This window comes from Aeromonas sanarellii, assembly GCF_000820085.1.
Classification (GTDB): domain Bacteria; phylum Pseudomonadota; class Gammaproteobacteria; order Enterobacterales; family Aeromonadaceae; genus Aeromonas; species Aeromonas sanarellii.
The window spans coordinates 136,470-159,516 of the sequence record NZ_CDBN01000098.1 but is presented as its reverse complement, the minus strand read 5'-3'; the positions used below and the strand labels follow the sequence as shown (position 1 = coordinate 159,516).

At 61.4% G+C, this 23,047-nt stretch carries 20 protein-coding genes and 6 tRNA genes; 18 read left to right on the top strand and 8 right to left on the bottom strand.

Features of this window, described 5'->3' with window-relative positions; translation table 11 throughout:
• Positions 1-45: 45 nt before the first annotated feature.
• Positions 46-969: a zinc ABC transporter substrate-binding protein ZnuA gene (znuA, locus tag BN1132_RS19035; RefSeq protein WP_042079376.1), complete on the top strand. Its 924-nt coding sequence runs from the start codon at positions 46-48 to the stop codon at positions 967-969.
• 76 nt (positions 970-1,045) lie between these two features.
• Positions 1,046-1,720 (top strand): transglutaminase-like cysteine peptidase, encoded by a 675-nt coding sequence (locus tag BN1132_RS19030; protein WP_042079375.1) that lies wholly within the window; start codon positions 1,046-1,048, stop codon positions 1,718-1,720.
• On the opposite strand, the gene BN1132_RS19025 is transcribed toward BN1132_RS19030, so the two are convergent.
• Both BN1132_RS19025 and BN1132_RS19020 read right to left on the bottom strand, forming a co-directional pair.
• Positions 1,715-2,656 (bottom strand): TAXI family TRAP transporter solute-binding subunit, encoded by a 942-nt coding sequence (locus BN1132_RS19025; protein WP_042079373.1) that lies wholly within the window; start codon positions 2,654-2,656, stop codon positions 1,715-1,717. The genes BN1132_RS19030 and BN1132_RS19025 overlap by 6 nt on opposite strands.
• On the bottom strand, positions 2,653-3,951 hold the full coding sequence (locus tag BN1132_RS19020; RefSeq protein WP_042079372.1) for a LapD/MoxY N-terminal periplasmic domain-containing protein: 1,299 nt from the start codon (positions 3,949-3,951) through the stop codon (positions 2,653-2,655). The genes BN1132_RS19025 and BN1132_RS19020 overlap by 4 nt, the downstream gene beginning before the upstream one ends.
• Before the next feature lie 270 nt (positions 3,952-4,221).
• On the opposite strand from BN1132_RS19020, the gene mepM reads away from it, so the two are divergent.
• Positions 4,222-5,559, top strand: a complete 1,338-nt coding sequence (gene mepM, locus BN1132_RS19015) for a murein DD-endopeptidase MepM (RefSeq protein WP_042079371.1) — start codon at positions 4,222-4,224, stop codon at positions 5,557-5,559.
• Positions 5,560-5,625: 66 nt separating this feature from the next.
• On the opposite strand, the gene BN1132_RS19010 is transcribed toward mepM, so the two are convergent.
• The gene (locus BN1132_RS19010; RefSeq protein WP_042079370.1) at positions 5,626-6,570 is read right to left on the bottom strand and encodes a D-2-hydroxyacid dehydrogenase; all 945 of its coding nucleotides are present in this window, start codon (positions 6,568-6,570) and stop codon (positions 5,626-5,628) included.
• 160 nt (positions 6,571-6,730) lie between these two features.
• On the opposite strand from BN1132_RS19010, the gene BN1132_RS19005 reads away from it, so the two are divergent.
• Complete coding sequence (locus tag BN1132_RS19005) at positions 6,731-7,312, top strand: YjaG family protein (RefSeq protein ID WP_042079369.1); 582 nt, start codon at positions 6,731-6,733, stop codon at positions 7,310-7,312.
• A 60-nt stretch (positions 7,313-7,372) separates the two neighbouring features.
• Here the strand turns inward: BN1132_RS19005 and BN1132_RS19000 are convergent, their stop codons facing one another.
• Positions 7,373-7,852, bottom strand: coding sequence for a MarR family winged helix-turn-helix transcriptional regulator (locus BN1132_RS19000; RefSeq protein ID WP_041212322.1), 480 nt, complete (start codon positions 7,850-7,852; stop codon positions 7,373-7,375).
• Positions 7,853-8,015: 163 nt separating this feature from the next.
• Between BN1132_RS19000 and BN1132_RS18995 the strand changes: the two genes are divergently transcribed.
• Positions 8,016-8,543, top strand: coding sequence for a hypothetical protein (locus tag BN1132_RS18995; RefSeq protein ID WP_042079368.1), 528 nt, complete (start codon positions 8,016-8,018; stop codon positions 8,541-8,543).
• A gap of 11 nt (positions 8,544-8,554) precedes the next feature.
• A complete protein-coding gene (locus tag BN1132_RS18990) occupies positions 8,555-10,153 on the top strand; it encodes a BCCT family transporter (protein ID WP_042079367.1) in 1,599 nt (532 codons plus the stop codon).
• 78 nt (positions 10,154-10,231) lie between these two features.
• Here BN1132_RS18990 and mutS read toward each other — a convergent pair whose 3' ends face one another.
• Both mutS and BN1132_RS18980 read right to left on the bottom strand, forming a co-directional pair.
• Entirely contained in the window at positions 10,232-12,802 is a 2,571-nt protein-coding gene (mutS, locus tag BN1132_RS18985) for a DNA mismatch repair protein MutS (RefSeq protein ID WP_042079366.1), read from the bottom strand.
• A 249-nt stretch (positions 12,803-13,051) separates the two neighbouring features.
• The gene (locus BN1132_RS18980) at positions 13,052-13,459 is read right to left on the bottom strand and encodes a Spy/CpxP family protein refolding chaperone (protein WP_042079365.1); all 408 of its coding nucleotides are present in this window, start codon (positions 13,457-13,459) and stop codon (positions 13,052-13,054) included.
• A gap of 199 nt (positions 13,460-13,658) precedes the next feature.
• On the opposite strand from BN1132_RS18980, the gene pncC reads away from it, so the two are divergent.
• From pncC to BN1132_RS18920, 12 genes are all read left to right on the top strand, one after another.
• A complete protein-coding gene (gene pncC, locus BN1132_RS18975) occupies positions 13,659-14,150 on the top strand; it encodes a nicotinamide-nucleotide amidase (RefSeq protein WP_042079410.1) in 492 nt (163 codons plus the stop codon).
• An 80-nt stretch (positions 14,151-14,230) separates the two neighbouring features.
• Positions 14,231-15,295 (top strand): recombinase RecA, encoded by a 1,065-nt coding sequence (recA, locus tag BN1132_RS18970; RefSeq protein WP_042079364.1) that lies wholly within the window; start codon positions 14,231-14,233, stop codon positions 15,293-15,295.
• 40 nt (positions 15,296-15,335) lie between these two features.
• Positions 15,336-15,836 carry a regulatory protein RecX gene (locus BN1132_RS18965; RefSeq protein WP_042079363.1) on the top strand — a complete coding sequence of 167 codons (501 nt, stop codon included), beginning with the start codon at positions 15,336-15,338 and terminating at the stop codon, positions 15,834-15,836.
• Positions 15,837-16,104: 268 nt separating this feature from the next.
• Complete coding sequence (gene alaS, locus BN1132_RS18960; RefSeq protein WP_042079362.1) at positions 16,105-18,729, top strand: alanine--tRNA ligase; 2,625 nt, start codon at positions 16,105-16,107, stop codon at positions 18,727-18,729.
• A 16-nt stretch (positions 18,730-18,745) separates the two neighbouring features.
• On the top strand, positions 18,746-19,993 hold the full coding sequence (locus BN1132_RS18955) for an aspartate kinase (protein ID WP_042079361.1): 1,248 nt from the start codon (positions 18,746-18,748) through the stop codon (positions 19,991-19,993).
• Between the two features lie 93 nt (positions 19,994-20,086).
• Positions 20,087-20,275, top strand: coding sequence for a carbon storage regulator CsrA (csrA, locus tag BN1132_RS18950; RefSeq protein ID WP_005315760.1), 189 nt, complete (start codon positions 20,087-20,089; stop codon positions 20,273-20,275).
• A 214-nt stretch (positions 20,276-20,489) separates the two neighbouring features.
• A tRNA-Ser gene (locus BN1132_RS18945) sits at positions 20,490-20,582 on the top strand.
• Positions 20,583-20,585: 3 nt separating this feature from the next.
• A tRNA-Arg gene (locus BN1132_RS18940) sits at positions 20,586-20,662 on the top strand.
• Positions 20,663-20,756: 94 nt separating this feature from the next.
• Positions 20,757-20,833 (top strand) — tRNA-Arg (locus BN1132_RS18935).
• A 25-nt stretch (positions 20,834-20,858) separates the two neighbouring features.
• Positions 20,859-20,935, top strand: a tRNA-Arg gene (locus tag BN1132_RS18930).
• A 27-nt stretch (positions 20,936-20,962) separates the two neighbouring features.
• Positions 20,963-21,039, top strand: a tRNA-Arg gene (locus BN1132_RS18925).
• 27 nt (positions 21,040-21,066) lie between these two features.
• A tRNA-Arg gene (locus BN1132_RS18920) sits at positions 21,067-21,143 on the top strand.
• Positions 21,144-21,409: 266 nt separating this feature from the next.
• Here BN1132_RS18920 and pbpG read toward each other — a convergent pair.
• Both pbpG and BN1132_RS18910 read right to left on the bottom strand, forming a co-directional pair.
• On the bottom strand, positions 21,410-22,237 hold the full coding sequence (gene pbpG / locus BN1132_RS18915) for a D-alanyl-D-alanine endopeptidase (RefSeq protein ID WP_042079360.1): 828 nt from the start codon (positions 22,235-22,237) through the stop codon (positions 21,410-21,412).
• Positions 22,238-22,372: 135 nt separating this feature from the next.
• Complete coding sequence (locus BN1132_RS18910; RefSeq protein ID WP_042079359.1) at positions 22,373-23,038, bottom strand: DedA family protein; 666 nt, start codon at positions 23,036-23,038, stop codon at positions 22,373-22,375.
• Positions 23,039-23,047 lie beyond the last annotated feature (9 nt).

The following is a 23,047-nucleotide window of genomic DNA, read 5'->3' as shown; positions in this document are numbered from 1 at the left end:
TTGGTTTGTTATATTATCACACACACACTCCCTGACGAGACCTCTATGCGAATTCTTGCCCTGATCACTGCCCTGCTGGCGGTGAGTCTGCCTGTCCGTGCCCTCGAGGTGCTGACCACCATCAAACCCCTTGGCTTCATCGCGGCGGCCATCACGGAGGGAGTGAGCGAACCCAAGGTATTGCTGCCGACGGGGGCTTCCCCCCACGACTATTCCCTGCGCCCCTCCGATATGCGCAGCATCAACGAGGCCGATCTGGTGGTCTGGGTAGGCCCCGAGCTGGAAAGCTTCATGGCAAAGCCGCTTGCAAAGCATCCCCATGCACTGACCCTGACTCTGGTGCCGGGCATGCCCTTGTTCAACTACGCAACCCAGGCGAGCCACGACGACCACGATCATGAACACGAGGCCCACGAGCACGGTGATCAGGATGATGGTCATGAAGGGCACCATCACGAAGGTGTGGATCCCCATCTCTGGCTGGGCCCGGCCCAGGCCAAGGCGATCGCCACCGCGATCGCGACCAAGCTTGGCAAGCAGGATCCGGCCAACCAGACGCGTTATGCCGCCAATCTTGCTACTTTCAAGGGCAAGGTCGATGCCCTGGACAAGGTGATCGCCGAGCAGATGAAGGCGGTGAACGAGAAGGGCTACTTCGTGTTCCACGAGGCTTATGGCTACTGGGAGCGTCACTACGGCATGAGTTCCAGGGGACACTTCACCGTGAGCCCTGAGCGTCGTCCCGGCGCCAAGACCCTGGTGGAGATCCGCAAGGCGCTGGAAGAGAAGCAGGCGAGCTGCATCTATGCCGAGCCGCAATTCTCGCCAGCGGTGATCGAGTCGGTTGCCCGCAACACCGGGGCCAGGGTGCTGTTGCTGGATGAAGTCGGCGAGCAGGTGCCGCTCGGCCCGGATGCCTATCTGCAATTCATGCAGCAACTGGCCGAGGCCTTTGCCCAGTGCCGTTGAGCTCTTCCCGGCTTTTCCGATGAGGCTGGCAGCGCCAACTATACTGACCTCCAGCATCTGATATGGAGTGTCTGCCATGAAATGGTTGTTCGCCCCCATCTGCATGCTGGCCCTATCCGGGGTCGGCGTGCAGGCATCCCGCCTCTCCGAACACATCGCCAGCCCCGATCTGAGGGCAAAAATGCAGGCTGTCTACGGTGCCAGGGCGATCCAGCGCGCCGAGGCCTTCTCCCGCCTGCTCACCCCGAGGGCCGGCACGACGGATCAGCAGAAGCTGGAGCTGGTCAACAACTACTTCAACAATCTGACTTACAGCGAGGATCCCAGACTCTGGGGTGACGAGGATTACTGGGCCAATCCCCTGGAATTCATCGGGGCCCGGGGTGGGGATTGCGAGGATTACAGCATCTCCAAGTACTACACCCTGATGGAGCTCGGCGTCGACGAGAAGAAACTGCGGCTGGCCTATGTGAAGGCGATCCGCTACAACCAGTTTCACATGGTGACGCTCTATTTCCCGAGCACCAAGTCAGATCCCCTGGTGCTCGACAACATCAATGGCCGCATCCTGCCGGGTAGCCAGCGCAATGATCTGCAACCCGTTTACAGTTTCGATGCCAAGAGCATCTGGGTCATGAAGTCGCGTCGCGAGGGAACCCTGGCGGGGAGCGCCGATCGCCTGACCCAGTGGACCTCGATGCAGAGCCGGTTCTCCAGCGAGCACCTGCGCGTCCCCCGCCGTCAGCTATAGCTTGCCCGCGCTTTTCAACTCTTCGAAGTATCTTGCCGCCCCCGGGTGCTGCGGGACGCTCAGCACCGGGCCCGTCTTGTTGCGCGCCTTGTGGAACAGGTTGGCATAGCCATATGTCTGTTCGTTGAAACCGGTCTGCTGGCTCAGCATCGCTTTGGTCAGACGATAGACGTCTTCGTCTGGTGTAGCGGCATTGGTCACCAGAGTGGCGGCAATGGCGAAGGTCGGTGTTGCCTTGAGGTTGCCGGGATAGATACGAGCGGGTACCTGGCTGCGCTGATAATACTTGACCCCCTTGAGCAGTCGCTCCCGCGTCTCCCCCTCGATCGGCAGGAAGCGGATGGCGCAGCGCTTCGCCGTGGCCAGCACGATCCGGTTGGGGTGGCCCATCACCAGGCCATAGGCATCGATCTGCTTGCTGCACAGCGCCTCGGAGAGATTGGCCACGCTCTTCAGGTCGAGGTCCTGCTCTCTGGTGCCCAGTGCGTGGAACAGGGCCAATGCCGTCTGGCGGGTGCCCGAGTGCTTCAACCCCATGTCGATGGGGGACAGCTTGAGTTGCGCCAGGGTGGTGATGTCGCCATCGGCTCGCACCACTATGGTGAAAGGTTCCGCATGGGTGGCGAAGAGGGTTCTCAGCTCGGGTTGGGGTTGCTTGGCGAACGGCCCGATCCCCTGGCTGGCCTGATAGAGCCAGTCGGACTGGACGAGGGCATAAGGGGTCTCCCCTGCCTGCAGTATGCGCAGATTCTCGATGGAACCTGAACTGGCTTGCGGCTTGCATGACAACGTGGGGTCACTCTTGTTGGCCAGCCGGCAGAACTCCTTGATGACCTGGTAATAGATGCCCTGCTCACCGCCCGTGCTGATGGCCAGGGAGGCGGCGTGTGGAGCGGGTTGCCACAACAGGGCAAGCAACAACAGCGGGGTTCTCATGATGCCTCCTGAGTGGCGTAGCCATCGATGCCCCAGTTGCGCAGGGTGTCTACGTCGCTCACCTCGCTGGCTTCGGCCAGCAGGGTGTAGCCGGAAGCATGGAGGCACTGGGAAAGCAGATTCCAATAGAGGGGAGCCTGGGTCAGCTGGCAGCTGATGAAGACAGGCCTGATGGGATCGAGCCTGGCCAGGTTGTCGTTGTTCATCGGGACATTGCTGAACGCCATCTCGATCCCCTGGGTCTGAAGCGCCGTCAGCCGCTCTTCGGCGAGGGGGGGCAGGCTGGCCAGATCCCAGCGCCAGTCCAGGGTCTTGCCTCTGGCATTGGCCAGAGAGGGGGCGAACTGTGCCCAGTCGGGATGGTTCAGCAGGCTGAGGGGCAGCTGAAGCCCTTCCGCTTTCTCGACAAGAAAGTCGTTGAACAGGGCCCTGATCTCATCGGGCGAACTGTCCGTGGTGGGGGGGTGCTTGGGCAAGAGCCGGCTGTAGAGTCTGATGTTGCCCTGAGTGGAGACGAAATGCTGCAGGTACATGTCACCTGCGGTATCGGTCAATCCCGTCAGCTTCTGGTGAGCCAGGGGGACGTCGAGCCTGCCGAGCTGGGTGATTTTGAGCCGTTGCTGCAGCAGATCCCGCTTGCGTTCGGACACCAGTTGATTGATGGAGGTGGCGACCTCCTGCAACTCGCGAAGCCAGGGGAGAGGCAGGTTGCCGCTGAACTGACGTTTGCGGATCTGGGTCAGTTGCTGGCTGATCTGTTCAAGCGGACGCAGCAGGCGACGGCATACCCAGGTGATGACCAGAGTAAAGACCAGTAGTCCGGCGAGCAGGGCAAGCCCGGTACGGCTGATGGCGTTCCACAGGTGCTGGTAGGCATACCCCTCGTGCCCTTCCAGCGTGAGAGTCCCAAGGATGCGCCAGCCATCGGTCAACTCCTGCTCAATCTTGACCGGGGGCATGTCGATAACCGAGGGAAGCCAGGTGGGGACGTTTTGTTGTGCGGTGTGGAAGACCTTCTGGAACAGCAGTTGACCGTCCGGATCCAGCAAGACCACCGAGCTGACGAAGCCGCCGTCGAACATGGCATTGACGATGGTTTCCGCGAGAACCTTGTCATCATTGAGCAGGGTGCCCTGGAGTACCAGACCCAGGGCAGTGATGGCGGTCTCAAGATTGGCCGACATCTGGTCGAGAATGGATTGTCGTACCGTGGTGATCTCCAGCATGAGCAGCAGGACGGCACCGATGGCGAACAGGATTAGGATGATCACATTTAACAATTTTGCCAATGACATACCCACTCCATGGTGATGTTTTTGCAACATTTGCGGATCCGGAGCGCCAAACAACCGGACTAGGTTCTTAAAAATAGAAAAAAATGGCTAAAAACGACGATCATTTCTGCCCATGCTGGAAGGTTATGCATAAAATGTGAGTTTCGTGCATGTAGCTATGAACTTTTTGTAAGTATTTAGGTCTAAAAGCCAGATATTCGGTTTTCATAATAAAAAATCATAAAAACAGACCCACAAACACCACCCTTAGATCTAATAACAGGATAGCGGATGAAACGTCTCCGTCCCTTGGTAGCACAGGCTGCCAATTGGGAACCCCCGGTTCCCCGCAAACACTTTTACGCCATGCTATTGCTCACGGCCATGACGCTGTCAGCGGTAGCCGTATTGCCAGCCCCGGGTGACATCCTGGAGCGGCCACTGCGTCTGGAGTTGCCGATCGCCACCACGGGCACCGCAACCAACGAAGACAATACCGACTTCAACGACATCCCGGATCACGAGCTGGTGGAGGCCGCAGCTCCGGAGGACGACATTCCGGCCGATCCCACGCCCCAATGGCAGGACTACCGGGTACGCAACGGCGAAAACCTGACCACCATCTTCAACACCCTGGGCCTGTCCACCACCACCCTCTACAAGGTGCTGGATGCGGACACCAAGAACCATCTGGCCCGCCTCAAGCCCGGCCAGACCATAGAGCTGCTGATCGATCAGGACAACATACTGCAGCAACTGAAGATCCGTCTGAACATCAAGCAGACCCTGGTACTGGAGCGCACCGATGACACCTACAGTGCCAACATGCTCAACGAAGAGGTGGAGTGGCAGAAGAAGAGTTATGAAGGCGTCATCAACGGCAGCTTCTACGTCAGCGCCCGCAACGCGGGGATCCCGGCGAACCACATCCAGAAGATTGCCAACCTGTTTCAGTGGCGCCTGAACTTCGCTAAGGATCTGAAAAAAGGGGATAAATTCAAGGTATTGGTGCGCCAGGAGACGGTAGAGGGCAAGAGCACGGGCAACACCCAGCTGCTCGGGGTCGAAGTCTTCAGCCAGGGCAAGGCGGCGTCGGCCTGGTTGTCTGAGGATGGCAACTACTATGACGGCCAGGCGAACAGCCTGGAGCGGGGTTTCCGCCGTTACCCGACCCACAGCCGCTATCGGGTCAGTTCCAACTTCAACCCGGCACGGCGTCATCCCATCACGGGCCAGGTGCGTCCCCACGAGGGCACCGACTTCGCGCTGCCGGTCGGGACGGCCGTCATGGCCACCGGGGACGGCGTGGTGCTCAAGGCCACCCGCCACCCGCTGGCCGGTACCTATGTGGTGATCAAGCACGGCCGGACCCTGACGACCCGTTACCTGCACCTGAGCAAGCTGCTGGTGAAACCGGGCCAGAAGGTGAAGATGGGGGACAAGATAGCGCTCTCCGGCAACACGGGCCGCTCCACCGGTGCCCACCTGCACTACGAGGTGCGGATCAACAACCGGCCGGTCGATGCCATGAAGGTCAAGCTGCCGATGGCGGAGCCCCTGAGCGGCAAGGAGAAGCGCCAGTTCCTCGCCAAGGTGAAGAGTTACCGCAAAGAGATGGAGGCGGGTTGATCCTCCCTCTTTCCCAGATAGCAAAAGGCCCCGCCATGATGGCGGGGCCTTTTTCATGGACCGGGCTCAGTAACCCTTGTCGAAGTCAATCCGGCCATCGAGCTGCTGGCCGTCGATGAAGCGGATGTAGTTGCGGATGAAGATCTGGGCCACATCTTCCGGGAAGCTGTAGGCGCTGTTGTGGGGGGTGATGACGAGATTGGGTTGATGCCAGAGCGGGCTGTCGGCGGGCAGGGGCTCCTGCTCGAACACGTCCAGCACCGCAGTGCCCAGCTTGCCGCTGCGCAATGCCACCAGCAGGTCGCCTTCGTGCACGGCATTGCCCCGGCCGACGTTGAAGAAGATAGCCCCCGGCTTGCAGTGGTTGAAGCGATCGGCGGTGAACAGGTGACGGGTCTCGCGGGTTGCCGGCAGCACGCTGACGACGACATCGGCCTGGGCCAGCATCTTGTTGAGTGCGGGCAGTTGATACACCTGATCGAACCCTGCGCGTTCGCGGCCGCTGTGGCTGATGCCGAGCACCGTCATGCCGAAGTGCTTGCCGGTGTGGGCGATGTGCTGGCCTATGCTGCCGGTGCCGAGCAGCAGCAGGGTCTTGCCCTTGAGCCCCTGATAGGGGTGGCTCTGCCACAGCGTCTGCTGCTGTTGCTCCCGATAGAGCGGCAGCTGGCGGCTGAGGCTGAGCAGGTGGCCGAACACGTATTCGCTCATCAGCGGGCCGAAGATGCCGCGGACATTGGTCAGCAGGTAGTCGCGACGGCAGCTGGCATCCAGCAGCACGTCGACTCCGGCATAGGTGGATTGCAGCCAGACGAGCTTGCCAGCCTTGGCCAGCAGCGGCCTGGCGCGGGCCGGTTCGGCCATCAGGATGTGCGCCTCGCCGATCAGTTTCTCGGCCTCGTTCTGGTTGTCGGCCCGCAGTATGTGCAGATAGGGGAGGTGGGCCGCCTTGAGCAGGCGTTCATAGTGATTGTTGTCCTGGCTGAGCAGAAGCAGGGTACGTTGGCTCATACTCTTGTTCCTTATCGTGTTTACGGCAGGGCTAAGGGGGTACTCTCCCCATCTTACCCCAGTTGATCTGGCAAGAAAGTCGAGTGGGGCGCTTTTTCATTTTCGCCACGCCCCTCGTGGGCTACAATCTGCCCCACATTTTGCAAAGGACCCGACTCCAGTGTTTGGTGACAAGTTTTATAAGCGACTGGCCGAGCTGCAGCCCTGGCAGCAGACGGTCTACACCCTGGCGCTGGCAGAGCGCATGTACCCCAACTATGCGCTGTTTACCCAGGCCGCCGGCTTCGGGGATGCGAAGGCGTTTCGCCACGCCCTGGATCAGATGTGGAACTACCTGACGGTGAAGGGATCCCGCGTCAATCTGGGCGCCATTCTGGAGGCGTTTGAAGTCTATATTCCCGATCCCCGCAAGTTTGAATCCTACGGCGCCTATCCGGCACTGGATGCCTGCGTGGCGCTGGGCTGCGCCTACAACTCGGTGATCTGCCGGGTGGGCGAGGAGGCGAACGATGCCAGCCACGCGTCCGTGGGGACGGTGGCAGGGTTCATCGACATGCTGGAAGGTCGTGAGCTGAGCGACGAGGAGCTCTACGAGCACGAATACATGGAGGCCGAGCTGGAGTTCCAGGTCGAGTTGCTCAAGCGGGTGGCTCATGAGCGAGACAGCGATCGGATCCTTGCCATCCGCACCTTTGCGGCCCAGGACGGGGTCTCCAACATCGGCATCAGCCTGGAAGAGTGAGCCTTTCGCTCGATTCCCATAAAAAAAGCTCCCAATGGGAGCTTTTTTTATGCCTGGCGATCAGGCCCGCTCTTCGGTCAGGGGGCGGACGCTCAGCACGGGGGCGGCATCGATGCCGTCGGCGTTCATCATGGCCGAAATGCGCTGCAGGGAGGAGAGCAGCAACCCCTGCTCCCAGTTTTCCAGGGCCTGGAAGCGCTGGATGAAGCTCTCCTGCAGCGGAGTGGGGGCCTGGGCCAGCAGGGCGCGTCCCGCGTCGGTGAGTGTCGCATGGACCTTGCGTTTGTCGGTTTCGCTGCGAATGCGCTGCACCAGTTGACGGCTCTCCAGCCGGTCCATGATGGTGGTCGCGGTGGCCTGGCTCATGTTGGTGTGATCCGCCAGCTGGCGCATGGAGATCTGGCCCAGTTCGTCTATCCCCTTGAGCAGCAGGAGCTGCGGCGACGTCAGTCCGGCCTCCTTGATCAGGCGCTTGGAGTGCATGTCGATGGCACGGATGATCTGGCGCAGGGCGATCAGCACTTCATCATGTTTTTCCATGGGGTCTGGGTCATCGCAGGGCAGTGGAGAGGCGCAAAATTCTCCGCCTAATTCACCACCAGGTCAATATGGTTTTCACTGTAATGATTTCTGCTCTAATTAATTTTGTGATAGGTTATTAGGCAATAGCCCCATTAAAACCCGATATTTGAGGAGTGACATCATGAATGACGACCTGGATATCAAGTCCCTGGTTGCCGACCTTCGCGTGGTCAGAGTGCGCTATGAACTGCCTGATACCTCGGCTTTCGTGCGTTATCAACCCGCCTATGACGAGGACCCCAACAACCTCAAGGTACATCACTACGATGGGGAGTTGCCCCTCTCCTGCAGCAACACAGGTTCTTTCAGTCTAAAGGAGTTGGTCAATGAGTTGCGCTACGCCTATGTGCTGGTGCACCTCTTCCCCGACGAGAGTGCCATGCACTTCTACCTCGCCGGCCTCGACAACGGCCTGGCCCAGCTGGAGTTCATCGGCGGTTCTTTCGACTTCAACCGCCTCTGGATCACCAGCGGTGTCTCAGGTCTGGGAGTGCCCATGGCCATCTTCCTCGGCAAGCGCCACGCGGTGAACGGCCAGCCTTCGGTCAGCCTGGTGGATCACCGTGAGCAGGCCGCCGGTCGCCTGGTCTATCGCGCCATCGGCGGCGCCGGCGATCACGTGGGCGAAGACTTCTTCAACAACGACTAAAAGGAGGCCAGATGAGAGCAACCAAAGGGCTTTTGAAAGGCCTCAACCCCACCATGGCCATGACGGCCCTCACCGTCGTGACCCTCTTCCTGCTGTTCGGCGTCTTTGATCCGGATACGGCGGGCACCTGGTTTACCGGGGCCAAGGATCAAATCATTGCAGGTTTCAAGTGGTACTACATCCTGGTGGTCGCCCTGTTCCTGTTCTTCGCCGTCTACCTGATGTTCAGCCGCTTTGGCAGCATCCGGCTGGGCGACGACGACCAGGTACCGGAGTTTGGCTACTTTGCCTGGTTCTCCATGCTGTTCAGTGCGGGCATGGGGATCGGCCTGGTGTTCTGGAGCATCGCCGAGCCCATGAACCACCTGCAGGGCAACCCCTTCGTCACCGAAGGGATGACGCCGGAGGCGGCCCAGATCGCCATGCGCCTCACCTTCTTCCACTGGGGTCTGCACCCCTGGGCCATCTATGTGATCGTCGGCCTGTCGCTGGCCTTCTTCAGCTACCGGCGCAAGTTGCCACTGGCCATCCGCTCTGTGCTTTATCCCATCCTCGGGGATCGCATCTACGGCTTCTGGGGCCATGCCGCCGACGTGCTGGCGGTGTTCGGCACCGTGTTCGGGGTGGCGACCTCCCTCGGCCTCGGGGTTTCCCAGATGAACACAGGCCTGAACCAGATGTTCGGGATGGAGGTATCCCAGGTGAACCAGCTCTGGCTCATCGGCGGCATCAGCCTGATCGCCACCCTGTCGGCCATCTCCGGTGTCGGGCGCGGGGTGAAGATCCTCTCCGAGCTCAATATCTGGCTCAGCGTCTTCGTGCTCGCGCTCTTCCTGGCGCTGGGGCCCACCACTTACATCCTCAACGCCTATGTGCAGAACATAGGTGACTACCTGCAGAACATCGTCCGTCTGAGTTTCTGGACCAACACAGAGGCCAACGGCACCTCGGCCTGGCAGTCGAGCTGGACGGCGTTTTACTGGGGCTGGTGGATCGCCTGGGCACCCTTTGTCGGCATGTTCATCGCCCGCATCTCCAAGGGGCGCACCATCCGCGAATTCGTGCTCGGTGTCCTGCTGGTGCCCTCCCTGCTCGGCATGCTCTGGCTCACCGTGTTCGGCGGCACGGCCATGAACCTGGAGCTGTTCGGTGGCGGCGGCGTGGTGGAAGCGGTCAACCAGGACGTTACCCTGGCGCTCTACAAGACGGTGGAGCTGCTGCATTGGGAGACCTTCGGCTGGATTGCCAAGGGGGTGCTGACCCTGCTCATCTGCACCTACTTCATCACCTCCAGCGACTCGGGCACGCTGGTGATTACGACGCTGCTCTCCATCGGCGATCAGGATCCTCCCGTGCTGCACCGCGCCATCTGGGGGCTGGGCCAGGGGCTGGTGGCGGCCATCCTGCTGGTCTCCGGCGGCCTGGCCGCCCTGCAGGCCGCCAGCATCATAGCCGCGTTGCCCTTCTCGGTGATCATGCTGGCCATGTGCTACTCCCTGATGCTGGGTCTGAAGCAGGAGAGCCGGCGCCAGTTCGAGTACCGGCAGAACCTCAAGCGCCACGACGGTTCAACCCACATGAGCCTGCTGGAACGCATAGGGCCGGCCTGACGGGTCACGCGCGCCATGTGCAACGAAAAGGGGAACCTCGCGGTTCCCCTTTTTGCATGTCTGAGCGACGGTCGGTGCTTACAGCATCTGCTTCAGGCGATAGAGCAGGTCGAGCGCCTGACGTGGGCTGAGCTCGTCGGGGCGCACCGCTTCCAGCTCATCGACTATCGGATGGCTCTGGGGCGCCATGGCCACCGGGGCCGGGCGAGATTCGCCGGCGGCCACCGGGGTGGCGCTTTCCAGCTCCGCCAGCTTGTGGCGGGCCTGATGGATCACCGATTTCGGCACTCCCGCCAGCGCCGCCACCTGCAGGCCATAGGAGCGGCTGGCCGCCCCCTCCTGCACCGCGTGCATAAAGGCGATGGTGTCGCCGTGCTCCACCGCATCGAGGTGGACGTTGGCCAGCCCGCTCATCAGCTCCGGCAGCCGGGTCAGCTCGAAGTAGTGGGTGGCGAACAGGGTGTAGGCGCCAATCTTGCTCGCCAGCTGCTCGGCACAGGCCCAGGCCAGCGAGAGGCCGTCATAGGTGCTGGTGCCGCGGCCGATCTCGTCCATCAGCACCAGGCTCTGGGCGGTGGCGTTGTTGAGTATGTTGGCGGTCTCGGTCATCTCCACCATGAAGGTGGATCTTCCCGATGCCAGGTCATCCGACGCCCCGATGCGGGTGAAGATGCGGTCGATGGGGCCGATGCGGGCGCTGTCGGCGGGCACGAAGGCGCCGATATGGGCCAGCAGCACGATGAGCGCGGTCTGGCGCATATAGGTGGATTTACCGCCCATGTTGGGGCCCGTGATGATCAGCATCCGCCGCTCCCGCTCCAGCCGGATGGGGTTGGCGATGAAGGGGTCCGTCATCACCTGCTCCACCACCGGATGGCGGCCGGCCTCGATCAGGATCTGATCCTCGTCGATGAGGGTCGGGCAACGGTAGTCCAGGGTTTCGGCCCGCTCGGCCAGGTTCGCCAGCACGTCCAGCTCCGCCAGGGCGGCGGCGGACTCCTGCAACTCGCCAAGGTGGGGCAGCAGGGCATCGAGCAGCTCCTCGTAGAGGCGCTTCTCCAGCGCCAGCGCCTGGGCCTGGGCGGTGAGCACCTTGTCCTCGTATTTCTTCAGCTCATCGATGATGTAGCGCTCGTTGTTCTTGAGGGTCTGGCGGCGGATGTAGTGGGCCGGCACCAGGTGGCTGTTGGCGCGGCTCACCTCGATGTAGAAACCGTGCACCTTGTTGTAGCCCACCTTGAGGGTGTTGATGCCGGTCAGCAGCCGCTCGCGCTCCTCGATGCGGGCCAGGCTGGCGGTGGCGCCGTTGGCCAGATCCCGCAGCTCGTCCAGCTCGGCGTTGAACCCTTCACGAATGACGCCGCCATCGCGGATCAGCACGGGCGGCACCTCCATCACGGCGCGCTCCAGCAGGTCATGCAGCTCGGGGAAGGTGCTGGCCCGCTCGCGCAGTTGCTGCACCGCCTCGTGCTCGCTGCCCGCCAGCAGGCGCTGCAGCTCCGGCAACTGGGCAAAGGCCTGACGCAGACGAGTCAGATCGCGCGGGCGGGCGGAGCGCAGGGCCAGGCGCGCCAACACCCGCTCCACGTCGCCGACCTGGCGCAGCAATCCGCCCAGCTCGTCGTAGAGGTTCTGTTCGATAAGCTCCTTGATGGTGCTCTGACGGCCTTTGAGGATCACCCGATCGCGGATCGGCTGGTGGATCCAGCGCTTGAGCAGGCGGCTGCCCATGGGGGTGGCGGTACAGTCCAGCACGGCGGAGAGGGTGTTGTCGTGACCGCCGGCCAGATTCTGGGTCAGCTCCAGATTGCGGCGGGTGGCGGCATCCATGATGACCGCATGATCGGGCTGCTCGAGGCGCACGCCGCGGATGTGGGGCAGGGCGGTGCGCTGGGTATCTTTCACGTACTGCATCAGGCAGCCGGCGGCACACAGGGCGGTCTCGCTCTGTTCGACCCCAAAGCCCACCAGATCCTGGGTGCCGAACTGCTGGCACAATAGCTTGCGGGCGGTGCCCAGCTCAAACTCCCACTCCGGGCGGCGGCGCAGGCCGCGGCGACCCTCGACATGGTGCAGGAAGGCGAAGGATTCGGGGTAGAGGAGCTCGGCCGGATTGGTGCGTTGCAGCTCGGCCAGCAGGGTCTCTTCTTTCTCGAACTGGTTGATGAAGAAGCGGCCGGAGCCGATGTCCATGGTGCCGTAACCGAAGCGGCGGCCATCGTGGTAGACGGCGGCGATCAGGTTGTCCTGCCGCTCGCTGAGCAGCGCCTCGTCGGAGACGGTGCCCGGGGTGATGATGCGAATGACCTTGCGCTCCACCGGCCCCTTGCTGGTGGCGGGATCCCCCACCTGTTCGCAGATGGCGGCAGATTCACCGAGCTGCACCAGCTTGGCCAGATAACCCTCGATGGCGTGATAGGGCACCCCGGCCATGGGGATGGGGCTGCCGGCCGACTGGCCGCGCTTGGTCAGGGAGATGTCGAGCAGCTGGGAGGCCTTGCGGGCATCGTCGTAGAACAGCTCGTAGAAGTCGCCCATCCGGTAGAACAGCAGGATCTCCGGGTTCTCGGCCTTGAGGGTCAGGTACTGCTGCATCATGGGGGTGTGGGCGCTGAGGGCTGCGCCTGGCGCCTGGTATTGTGCTGTCATGTGCTATTCCAGAAGGTGTTCTTGCGGGCAAGCCTGTGCCGCAATGGTCTGAATCTGGGGGCCATTCTACATGGTCGGGCCGGGATGGTGAGGGGTTATCTCGGTTTTGGGGGGGCGGATTTTGCGACATGCCGAGTGCCGTGAAGAAGGGATCTGATGAAGCGCCGGGGGATGCGGTCAAGAGTACGCGGGTCATGGAAGAAAGCAAAATCCCCGCCTTGACGCGGGGATTCTGGTCAGGGCAAGGACTCAGTACATGGCCTCGCTGCCGGTCAGCATCTCGTGCAGCTTGGCTTTCTGCTCAGCGGTCAGCACCTTGCTCACCTCGAACAGGTAGTGGGCGCGGTAGTAGCGGGCCTGCGCCTGTACGTCGCTGATGGTCTGCAACTGCTTCTTGGCCGCCGCCTCGTCCCACTTGCCGGACTTGATCATGTTGACGATCACGTCCTGGCCGATGGCGTCGAGCTTGACCGAACTCAGCTCCTTGGTCGCCTGTTCGCGCAGTCCCTTGATCTGTTCCACCTGGGCGCTGGACAGGTTCAGCTCCTGTGCCAGGGTGGTTTCGCTCTGCAGTTCGGCGTTGCTCTCGGTGGCGAAGGCACTGGTGGCGATGCACATTGCCAGGGCTGTCATGGCGACTTTGAACGGATGCTTCATCTGACTTTCTCCTTGTTCTCATCGGATAGAAACCGCACGCATGGCGGTGCCTGCTGATTATAGGGAGCCCCCATGTACTGGAGCTTAAGCGGTGACAACTTGCTGACGCAGCCTGCCCCCCGGTCGGTTGCCCGGGGGGCGGGGCAATTGCATAATGAGCGCCATATTTCGCCCGAGAGGGCCAGCGGAGGGCACTATGATGGGACTTGAGACGGAGATAGCCCGGTTATCCCAGGAACTGGGGGACGCGCTGATGGCGCGAGGCTGGCTGGCCGCCACGGCGGAGTCCTGTACCGGGGGCGGCGTCGCCACTGCAATCACGGATATCGCCGGCAGCTCGGCCTGGTTCGATCGCGGCTTTGTGACTTACACCAACGAGGCCAAGCAGCAGATGCTGGGGGTCAGCATCGACAGCCTGCTGCGCCACGGCGCCGTCAGCGAGGCCGTGGTGCTGGAGATGACCCGGGGCTGTCTGGCCCGCTCGGATGCGGGGATCTGCGTGGCCGTCAGCGGCATCGCCGGGCCAGGTGGCGGCAGCGAGGAGAAACCGGTCGGCACCGTCTGGTTCGCCTGGGCGGATCGCACCGGCCGTCACCACTCCCTGCTCGCCCGGTTCGACGGGGATCGCCATCAGGTTCGCCAGCAGGCGGTCAGACAGGCCCTGTCCGGACTCCTGGCCCTGCTCAAATAAATTGGGCTTGATACTGTATGCATAAACAGTATACTTAGCCCAAGTTCACTTCTTATTCACGATTCCCAGCGGAGATTGGCATGGATCAGAACAAACAGAAGGCACTGGCGGCTGCGCTGGGCCAGATCGAAAAGCAGTTTGGCAAAGGCTCCATCATGCGTCTGGGCGACAGCAAGACCATGGACATCGAAGCCATCTCCACCGGCTCCCTCTCCCTGGACGTGGCGCTCGGGATCGGCGGTCTGCCGTGCGGTCGCATCGTCGAGATCTATGGCCCGGAATCCTCCGGCAAGACCACGCTGACCCTGCAGGTGATCGCCGAGGCCCAGCGCAAGGGCAAGACCTGCGCCTTCGTCGATGCGGAGCACGCGCTGGATCCCATCTATGCCGCCAAGCTGGGCGTCAACGTCGATGACCTGCTGATCTCCCAGCCGGATACCGGCGAGCAGGCCCTGGAGATCTGCGACATGCTGGTGCGCTCCAACGCCGTCGACGTCATCATCGTCGACTCCGTGGCCGCCCTGACCCCGAAAGCGGAAATCGAGGGCGAGATGGGGGACTCCCACGTCGGCCTGCAGGCCCGCCTGATGTCCCAGGCCCTACGCAAGCTGACCGCCAACATCAAGAACGCGAACTGCCTGTGCATCTTCATCAACCAGATCCGGATGAAGATCGGCGTCATGTTTGGCAGCCCGGAGACCACCACGGGTGGTAATGCCCTCAAGTTCTATGCCTCCGTTCGCCTCGACATCCGCCGTACCGGCGCCATCAAGGAAGGGGACGAAGTGGTCGGCAACGAGACCCGCGTCAAGGTGGTCAAGAACAAGGTGGCCCCACCCTTCAAGCAGGCTGAGTTCCAGATCTTCTACGGTGCCGGCATCTCCAAGGAAGGCGAACTGGTGGACCTGGGCGTCAAGCACAAGCTGATCGACAAAGCCGGTGCCTGGTACAGCTACAACGGCGAGAAGATCGGCCAGGGCAAGGCCAACGTGATGAAGCTGTTCTCCGAGAACAAGGCGCTGGCCGCCGAGGTTGAAGCCAAGCTGCGCGAGCTGCTGCTCTCCGGTGCCGCTCCTGTGGAAGAGAAGGCTCCCGCTGCCGAGTACGACGAGTACGAAGCCGAAAACGAACAAGAGTTCGAATAAGGAACAGGAAAGGCCGGGTGAATACCCGGCCTTGTCATTTATGGTTGATGAATCCGTTACCGAGCCGGTCGAACCGACCTTTGAAGAGCAATTGGCGGCCGCCCGTGCCTATGCCATGCGCAGCCTGGCCCGACGGGAGAGCGCCGAGTCTGAACTGGCCAGGCGCCTGCGTCAGCAGGGCTACCAGGAAGAGGTGATCGAGGCGGTGCTCGACTACTGCCGCGGTTACAACTGGGTCAATGACGAGCGCTATGGCGCCATGGCGGTGCGGGCCGGTGCCGCCAAGGGACAGGGCCCCCTCAAGATCCGCTTCGACCTGCGCCGCAAGGGGCTGGACGATGGCCAGATCGATGCTGCCTTCGAGCAGCCCGAGCTGGACTGGTTCGAACTGGCGTTCGCCCTGCTCGAGCGGCGTGCCAGCGTCGCCGAACTGGATGACTTCAAGCTGCGGATGAAGTGGCTCAAGTATCTGCTTGGGCGGGGCTTTACCCAGGATCAGGCGCGTTATGCCATCTCTGCCATGCAGCAGGGGAGTGAATGAAGGGCTAGTCCTGGTCAGGGGGGAACCTGTGTCCCGTGAAGAAGGGAGAGGGCATTTTCCCTGTTTTATCCTGTCTCTGATGACAAGGGGGCCATGATCCGCCACCCAGCCGACTCCCCTCACCGCCTGCTCCTGTCTGGCGTGCTGCCGCAGTCCCGAACCTTGGGGGCTTTTTCACCCGCGACGGGCCCGCGCGTTTTACTTTACCCGGCAGAAAACTTACATTAATGCGGTTAAAAGTCCGTATTCGAATCAAGCAGGATTTTCCATGTATATGTCCACGTCAGAGATACGCGCCGCGTTTCTCGAGTATTTCCGCACCCAGGGGCACCAGGTTGTCTCTTCCAGCTCGCTGGTACCGCACAATGACCCGACCCTGCTGTTCACCAACGCAGGGATGAACCAGTTCAAGGACGTGTTCCTTGGCGCCGACAAGCGTGCCTACAATCGCGCCACCACGGCCCAGCGCTGCGTGCGGGCCGGCGGCAAGCACAACGACCTGGAAAACGTCGGCTATACCGCGCGTCACCACACCTTCTTCGAAATGCTGGGCAACTTCAGCTTCGGTGACTACTTCAAGCAGGACGCCATTCGTTTTGCCTGGGAATTCCTGACCGGTACCCTCAAGCTGCCCAAAGAGCGCCTGCTGGTGACCGTGTATGAGACGGACGACGAAGCTTTCAACATCTGGGCCAACGAGATCGGCGTACCGACCGATCGCATCGTGCGCATCGGTGACAACAAGGGTGCCGCCTTTGCATCCGATAACTTCTGGCAGATGGGCGATACCGGCCCTTGCGGCCCCTGCACCGAGATCTTCTATGACCACGGCGACCACATCTGGGGCGGCCCTCCCGGTTCCCCGGAAGAGGATGGCGACCGTTATATCGAGATCTGGAACGTGGTCTTCATGCAGTTCAACCGTCAGGCTGACGGCACCATGGAGCCGCTGCCCCGTCCGTCCGTGGACACAGGCATGGGGCTGGAGCGTATCTCCGCCATCATGCAGGGGGTGCACTCCAACTACGAGATCGACATCTTCCAGGCGCTGATCAAGAAGGCGGCCGAGATCGTCGGCACCACGGATCTGAGCAACCAGTCCCTGCGCGTCATCGCGGACCACATCCGCTCCTGCGCCTTCCTGGTGGCGGACGGCGTCATGCCTTCCAACGAAGGCCGCGGCTACGTGCTGCGTCGCATCATCCGTCGTGCCGTGCGCCACGGTCGCAAGCTGGGGGCCACCGAGGTCTTCTTCTACAAGCTGGCCGCCGAGCTGGCGGTGCAGATGAAGGACGTGGCAGCCGAGCTGATCGCCCAGCTGCCGCTGGTCGAGCGCGTGCTGCGCATCGAGGAAGAGCAGTTCGTCCGCACCCTGGACCGCGGTCTGCTGTTGCTGGAAGACGTGCTGGCCAACCTCGGCGATGCCAAGGTGATCCCGGGCGAGGTGGTCTTCAAGCTGTACGACACCTACGGCTTCCCGGCGGACCTGACCGCCGACGTGGTGCGTGAGCGCGAGATCGGTATCGACGAGGAGGGCTTCAAGGCGGAGATGGAGAAGCAGCGCGCCCGCGCGAAAGAGGCGTCCAGCTTCGGCGTGAACTACAACGACGTCCTGAAACTCGACTTCGAGACCCCCTTCACCGGCTACAAACAGCTGAGCCAAATGACCCAAGTGGTCGGCATCTACAAGGATGGCGTCGAGGTCAGCGGCCTGATCGCGGGCGAAGAGGCCGTGGTGGTGCTGGCAGAGACCCCCTTCTATGCCGAATCCGGCGGTCAGGTGGGTGACAGCGGCATCCTGAAAGTGGATGACGGCATCTTCGCGGTGACCGATACCCAGAAGGCGGGCAAGGCGATCATTCACAAAGGCTACCTAGAGCTGGGTACCCTGGAGAAGGGCGCCGAGGTCGAGGCCGTGGTCGATGGGGATCGCCGCCAGGCCGTGGCCCTGAACCACTCGGTCACTCACCTGCTGCACGCGGCCCTGCGCCAGGCGCTGGGTGAGCACGTGACCCAGAAGGGTTCGCTGGTGGGAGCCGAGCGCATGCGCTTTGACTTCTCCCACTTCGAAGGGCTGACCATGGCGACCATTCGCCGCATCGAAGAGCTGGTCAACGCCCAGATCCGTGCCAACCACGCCGTCAACACCGAGCTGATGAACCTAGATGCCGCCAAGGCGGCCGGCGCCATGGCCCTGTTCGGCGAGAAATACGAAGACGACGTGCGCGTGGTGCGCATGGGCGACTACTCCACCGAGCTGTGCGGCGGTACCCATGCCAAACGCACCGGTGACATCGGCTTCTTCAAGATCATCGCCGAGAGCGGCATCGCCGCCGGCGTGCGCCGCATCGAGGCGGTGACCGGCAAGGGCGCCATCGACTTCATGCACCAGCTGGGCGAGCAGATCGAAGAGGCGGCCGCCCTGGTGAAGGGGGATCAATTCTCCATCGCCGACAAGGTGCGCCAGCTGATGGACAAGGCCAAGCTGATGGAGCGCGAGCTGGAGCAGCTCAAGGCCAAGCTGGCGGCCCAGGCCGGCAGCGATCTGCTGAGCCAGGTCATCGAGATCAAGGGCCAGAAGGTGCTGGTCGCGGCGCTGGAAGGGGCCGATCCCAAGTCTCTGCGCGGCATGCTGGACGAGCTGAAGAACCAGATGAAGTCCGGTGTCGTGCTGCTGGCAACCAGCAGCGATGACAAGGTCAACCTGATTGCCGGCGTCACCAACGATCTGACCGCCAAGGTCAAGGCCGGTGAGCTGGTCAACCTGGTGGCCCAGCAGGTGGGTGGCAAGGGCGGTGGTCGTCCCGACATGGCCCAGGCGGGGGGAACCCAGCCCGAGGCGGTGCCGGCGGCGCTGCAATCCGTTCACTCCTGGCTGGAAGAGCGCCTGTAAGCGGGCGAGGTGATCTGTGGCACTCTATGTACAGAAGTACGGCGGTACCTCGGTGGGTACGCTGGAGCGGATCGAGGCGGTCGCCGATCGCGTTCAGCTGACCCGGGCCCAGGGACATGACGTGGTGGTGGTCGTCTCCGCCATGTCGGGCGAAACCAACCGGTTGCTGGGCATGGCCCAGCAGCTGGATCAGGATGCCAATCGGCGCGAGATGGATGTGCTGATCTCGACCGGTGAGCAGGTCACCATAGCGCTGCTGGCGATCGCGCTGAACAAGCGCGGTTGCCCGGCGGTCTCGATGACTGGCGATCAGGTCCGTATCCACACAGATTCCGCCTATGGCAAGGCGCGCATCACCCACATCGACACCGAGCAGGTTCAGGCCGAACTCGGCGCGGGCAAGGTGGTGGTGATCGCCGGCTTCCAGGGGCGTGACGAGCACAACGCCATCACGACCCTGGGCCGAGGCGGTTCGGATACCACGGCCGTGGCCGTGGCGGCGGCCATCAAGGCCGACGAATGCCAGATCTTTACCGATGTGGATGGTGTCTATACCACGGATCCGCGCATCGAGCCCAAGGCGCGTCGCCTCGATACCATCACCTTCGAGGAGATGCTGGAGATGGCGAGCCTGGGGGCCAAGGTGCTGCAGATCCGTTCGGTGGAATTCGCGGGCAAGTACCGCGTGCCGCTGCGGGTGCTGTCGAGTTTCGTCGACGGAGAGGGAACCTTAATCACATATGGAGGTGAGAGGATGGAAGCACCCCTGGTATCCGGCATTGCGTTCAATCGCAACGAGGCCAGTCTGACCATTCTGGGTGTGCCGGACAGGCCGACGGTGGCCGCACAGATCCTGAATCCGATCAGTGACGCCAACATCGATGTCGACATGATAGTGCAGAACACCATGGGGGATGGCACCGCCGATTTTACCTTCACGGTGAATCGGGATGACTATCGCCGGGCCCGCGCCCTGCTGGAGGAGACCGCCACCTTGCTGGGGGCCGCCTGCGTGCAGGGCAACGGGGAGATCGCCAAGGTCTCCATCGTCGGGGTCGGCATGTGGAATCACCCCGGCGTTGCTCGCACCATGTTCAAGGTATTGGGCGAGGAGGGGATCAACATGCAGCTGATCTCCACCTCTGAAATCAAGATATCCGTGGTGATTGACGAGAAGTACCTGGAGCTGGCCGTGCGCTCGTTGCATTCGGCCTTCGGGCTGGATAATGAGCCTCATGAGCAGCCCTTGGGGAACAATCCCTGATTGATTTAGTTTCAACCATTTACCATATCGGTATCTTTGTAAGATAATGGCGCATATCGATATAAATACAAAACAGGATACAGGAGCAAGCGAATGCTTATTTTGACTCGTCGTGTAGGGGAAACCCTGATGATCGGTGACGAAGTGACCGTGACCGTACTGGGCGTGAAGGGCAACCAGGTCCGCATCGGCGTGAACGCGCCGAAAGAGGTCTCCGTGCATCGCGAAGAGATCTATATGCGGATACAGGCCGAGAAAGTCCCGGGCCAACCGAATTTCTAAGCCGTCTGATCGACAGCTGCCAAGGCGACATCCCAGGTGTCGCCTTTTGTTTTTTCGGGCCTTGCCAATGGGCCTGCAGGGCGCGGCCGTACTGGGTAAGTGTCGATATTGCTTGAATATTCCACGCTTTGACCAAATGCTGAGCGAACACGCTGTTTTCTCCAAAAAAGTGTTTGACTAAAAATCCCTGTGAAGTATTATCAGCCCCGCAAACGGAGAGGTGGCCGAGAGGCTGAAGGCGCTCCCCTGCTAAGGGAGTATGCGGCTTATACCCGCATCGGGGGTTCGAATCCCCCCTTCTCCGCCATTAGCGCCCGTAGCTCAGCTGGATAGAGTACCTGGCTACGAACCAGGTGGTCAGAGGTTCGAATCCTCTCGGGCGCACCATATTTGACTCTTGTAGTCATGTGTTGACCATCAGCAAGTCGGCACTAAAGAAGGCTTACTGTTGAGTAAGCTTTTTTTATCGTTTGAAAACAGGGCGCCCGTAGCTCAGCTGGATAGAGTACCTGGCTACGAACCAGGTGGTCAGAGGTTCGAATCCTCTCGGGCGCACCATTTCAACGAATACAATGATTTATGAGCGCCCGTAGCTCAGCTGGATAGAGTACCTGGCTACGAACCAGGTGGTCAGAGGTTCGAATCCTCTCGGGCGCACCATGTTTCAAGCAGTGCAACAATTTGTGAGCGCCCGTAGCTCAGCTGGATAGAGTACCTGGCTACGAACCAGGTGGTCAGAGGTTCGAATCCTCTCGGGCGCACCATATTTCAAGCAGTGCAACAAGTTATGAGCGCCCGTAGCTCAGCTGGATAGAGTACCTGGCTACGAACCAGGTGGTCAGAGGTTCGAATCCTCTCGGGCGCACCATACAGACAGCCTCGACTTCGGTCGGGGCTGTTTTTTTATGGGCCGGATCCACACTGGACCCATTTCCGGCTCTCCACCTCATGCCTGCTTGCTCCTGCCTCACCCTCCTTATCCTGTGCCGCATCAGCACCTTGCAGACCACTCACCATGGTTCCAGTCAGCACATGCGGCTCGTCACCATAACCGCGCTGGCAGCCGTCAGGCGCCCTTCGGCGGCCAATAAAAAAGGATGCCGCAGCATCCTTTCAGGTCTTGATGGGACGAACTCAGCTCTTCAGCCACTTGCGGATACGGTTGGCGTCGCCGACCGGGGTGCGCTTGCCCACCGAGTTGAGCAGTACGATGGCGAGCTCCTGGCGGTCCGGCTTGGCGCGCATCAGCAGGCAGCGGCCCGCCTCGTCGGTGTAGCCGGTCTTGGAGAGGCGCACGTCCCAATCCGGGTTCTTCACCAGCGGGTTGGTGTTGTTGAACATCAGGCTGTAGGCAGGCTTGGTGAAGCGCATCTCCTTGCTGGTGTCCTGGGTGAATTGGCGGATCAGCGGCTGGCGATAGGCGGCGGCGATGAGCTTGGCCAGATCCCGGGCGGTGGAGACGTTGCGGGTCGACAGGCCGGTGGAGTCATAGAAACGGCTGTTGCGCATGCCGAGCTGCCTGGCCTTGTTGTTCATGGCGCGGATGAAGGCGGAGCGGCCACCCGGATAGTGTCGGGCCAGCGCCGAAGCCATGCGGTTCTCGGAGGACATCAGCGCCAGATGCAGGGCGTCGCGGCGACTCACCTTGGTGCCCATGCGCACCCGGGAGTAGGTGTGCTTGATGTTGTCCCTGTCGTTCTGATCTATGGTCAGGGTCTGATTCAGGTTCTGGCGGGCATCCAGCACCACCAGGGCCGTCATCAGCTTGGTGAGGGAGGCAATGGGCCTGACCTGGGCAGGGTTCTTCTGGTAGAGCGTCTTGCCGGTGTTGATGTCCATGACCAGGGCGCTGCCCGACTTGAGCTGCAGCTTGGCCGGGTTGGGGGCCGCCATGGCTGCGGGCAGCCCCTGCATTCCGATCAAGCCACACAACAGCGCGATTGCGCGAATCCAACACCTCATACAACCGACTCCATCCACAGCGAAAAAAGGCGCTAGATTCACTCATTTTTGCCCCCGCTTTACAAGAGCGGCCTGGCGGAATTCGTCACTATTTCCATAAAAAAGGGCCGCCTGACGGCGACCCTCCTGTTGGTCTCACTCTCTGGAGACGCTGGCCCTGCGTTTGCTCCACCAGCGCCAGACCAGGGCGATGAGCCCGCCCACCAGCAACACCACGGGCAGATAGAGGATGATGCTGAGAAACTGGGACTCATACTGCGCGGCCAGCTTGGTGTGGCTCAGGTAGTAACCCAGCCCGACCAGGGGGCAGATCCACATGATGGAGCTGATGAGGTTGACCACCAGGAAACGCCCTTGCGGGATCTCGTTGGCACCCACGATATAGGGGTAGGCGGTACGCACGAAGGCGATGTAGCGGGCGGTGATCAGGGTGATGATGCCGTACTTGTTGAGCAGGTAGTGCACCTTCTCCTTGTGCTTGTCATCCAGGTGGGACATCAGCCTGTGGTACATCTGGGTATGACCGAGGAAGCGCCCCTGCATGTAGCCAAGCCAGGTGCCGAAGAAGGTGGCCAGGATCAGCAGCGGTACGACCGCCAGCGGCAGCACCCCCTGATAGATCAGCACGCCGGTCAGGATCAGCAGGGTGTCCCCTGGCAGGAAGGCGGTCGGGATGAAGCCATTTTCCAGCACCAGAAAAGTCAACAGGACGACATAGACCATGAAGACCATATTGGGATTGGAAAGGGTCGCCAGATCCTGATTAATGAAGGCGTGAGCCAGGTGGTAAAACTGCTCCATACATGCAAA

What these genes read in the sequence shown, in the direction of transcription:
- znuA (WP_042079376.1), top strand. Translation starts at nt 46, where the DNA reads ATGCGAATTCTTGCCCTGATCACTGCCCTGCTGGCGGTGAGTCTGCCT.
- BN1132_RS19030 (WP_042079375.1), top strand. Translation starts at nt 1,046, where the DNA reads ATGAAATGGTTGTTCGCCCCCATCTGCATGCTGGCCCTATCCGGGGTC.
- BN1132_RS19025 (WP_042079373.1), bottom strand. Translation starts at nt 2,656, where the DNA reads ATGAGAACCCCGCTGTTGTTGCTTGCCCTGTTGTGGCAACCCGCTCCA.
- BN1132_RS19020 (WP_042079372.1), bottom strand. Translation starts at nt 3,951, where the DNA reads ATGTCATTGGCAAAATTGTTAAATGTGATCATCCTAATCCTGTTCGCC.
- mepM (WP_042079371.1), top strand. Translation starts at nt 4,222, where the DNA reads ATGAAACGTCTCCGTCCCTTGGTAGCACAGGCTGCCAATTGGGAACCC.
- BN1132_RS19010 (WP_042079370.1), bottom strand. Translation starts at nt 6,570, where the DNA reads ATGAGCCAACGTACCCTGCTTCTGCTCAGCCAGGACAACAATCACTAT.
- BN1132_RS19000 (WP_041212322.1), bottom strand. Translation starts at nt 7,852, where the DNA reads ATGGAAAAACATGATGAAGTGCTGATCGCCCTGCGCCAGATCATCCGT.
- BN1132_RS18995 (WP_042079368.1), top strand. Translation starts at nt 8,016, where the DNA reads ATGAATGACGACCTGGATATCAAGTCCCTGGTTGCCGACCTTCGCGTG.
- BN1132_RS18990 (WP_042079367.1), top strand. Translation starts at nt 8,555, where the DNA reads ATGAGAGCAACCAAAGGGCTTTTGAAAGGCCTCAACCCCACCATGGCC.
- mutS (WP_042079366.1), bottom strand. Translation starts at nt 12,802, where the DNA reads ATGACAGCACAATACCAGGCGCCAGGCGCAGCCCTCAGCGCCCACACC.
- BN1132_RS18980 (WP_042079365.1), bottom strand. Translation starts at nt 13,459, where the DNA reads ATGAAGCATCCGTTCAAAGTCGCCATGACAGCCCTGGCAATGTGCATC.
- pncC (WP_042079410.1), top strand. Translation starts at nt 13,659, where the DNA reads ATGGGACTTGAGACGGAGATAGCCCGGTTATCCCAGGAACTGGGGGAC.
- recA (WP_042079364.1), top strand. Translation starts at nt 14,231, where the DNA reads ATGGATCAGAACAAACAGAAGGCACTGGCGGCTGCGCTGGGCCAGATC.
- BN1132_RS18965 (WP_042079363.1), top strand. Translation starts at nt 15,336, where the DNA reads ATGGTTGATGAATCCGTTACCGAGCCGGTCGAACCGACCTTTGAAGAG.
- alaS (WP_042079362.1), top strand. Translation starts at nt 16,105, where the DNA reads ATGTATATGTCCACGTCAGAGATACGCGCCGCGTTTCTCGAGTATTTC.
- csrA (WP_005315760.1), top strand. Translation starts at nt 20,087, where the DNA reads ATGCTTATTTTGACTCGTCGTGTAGGGGAAACCCTGATGATCGGTGAC.
- pbpG (WP_042079360.1), bottom strand. Translation starts at nt 22,237, where the DNA reads ATGAGGTGTTGGATTCGCGCAATCGCGCTGTTGTGTGGCTTGATCGGA.
- BN1132_RS18910 (WP_042079359.1), bottom strand. Translation starts at nt 23,038, where the DNA reads ATGGAGCAGTTTTACCACCTGGCTCACGCCTTCATTAATCAGGATCTG.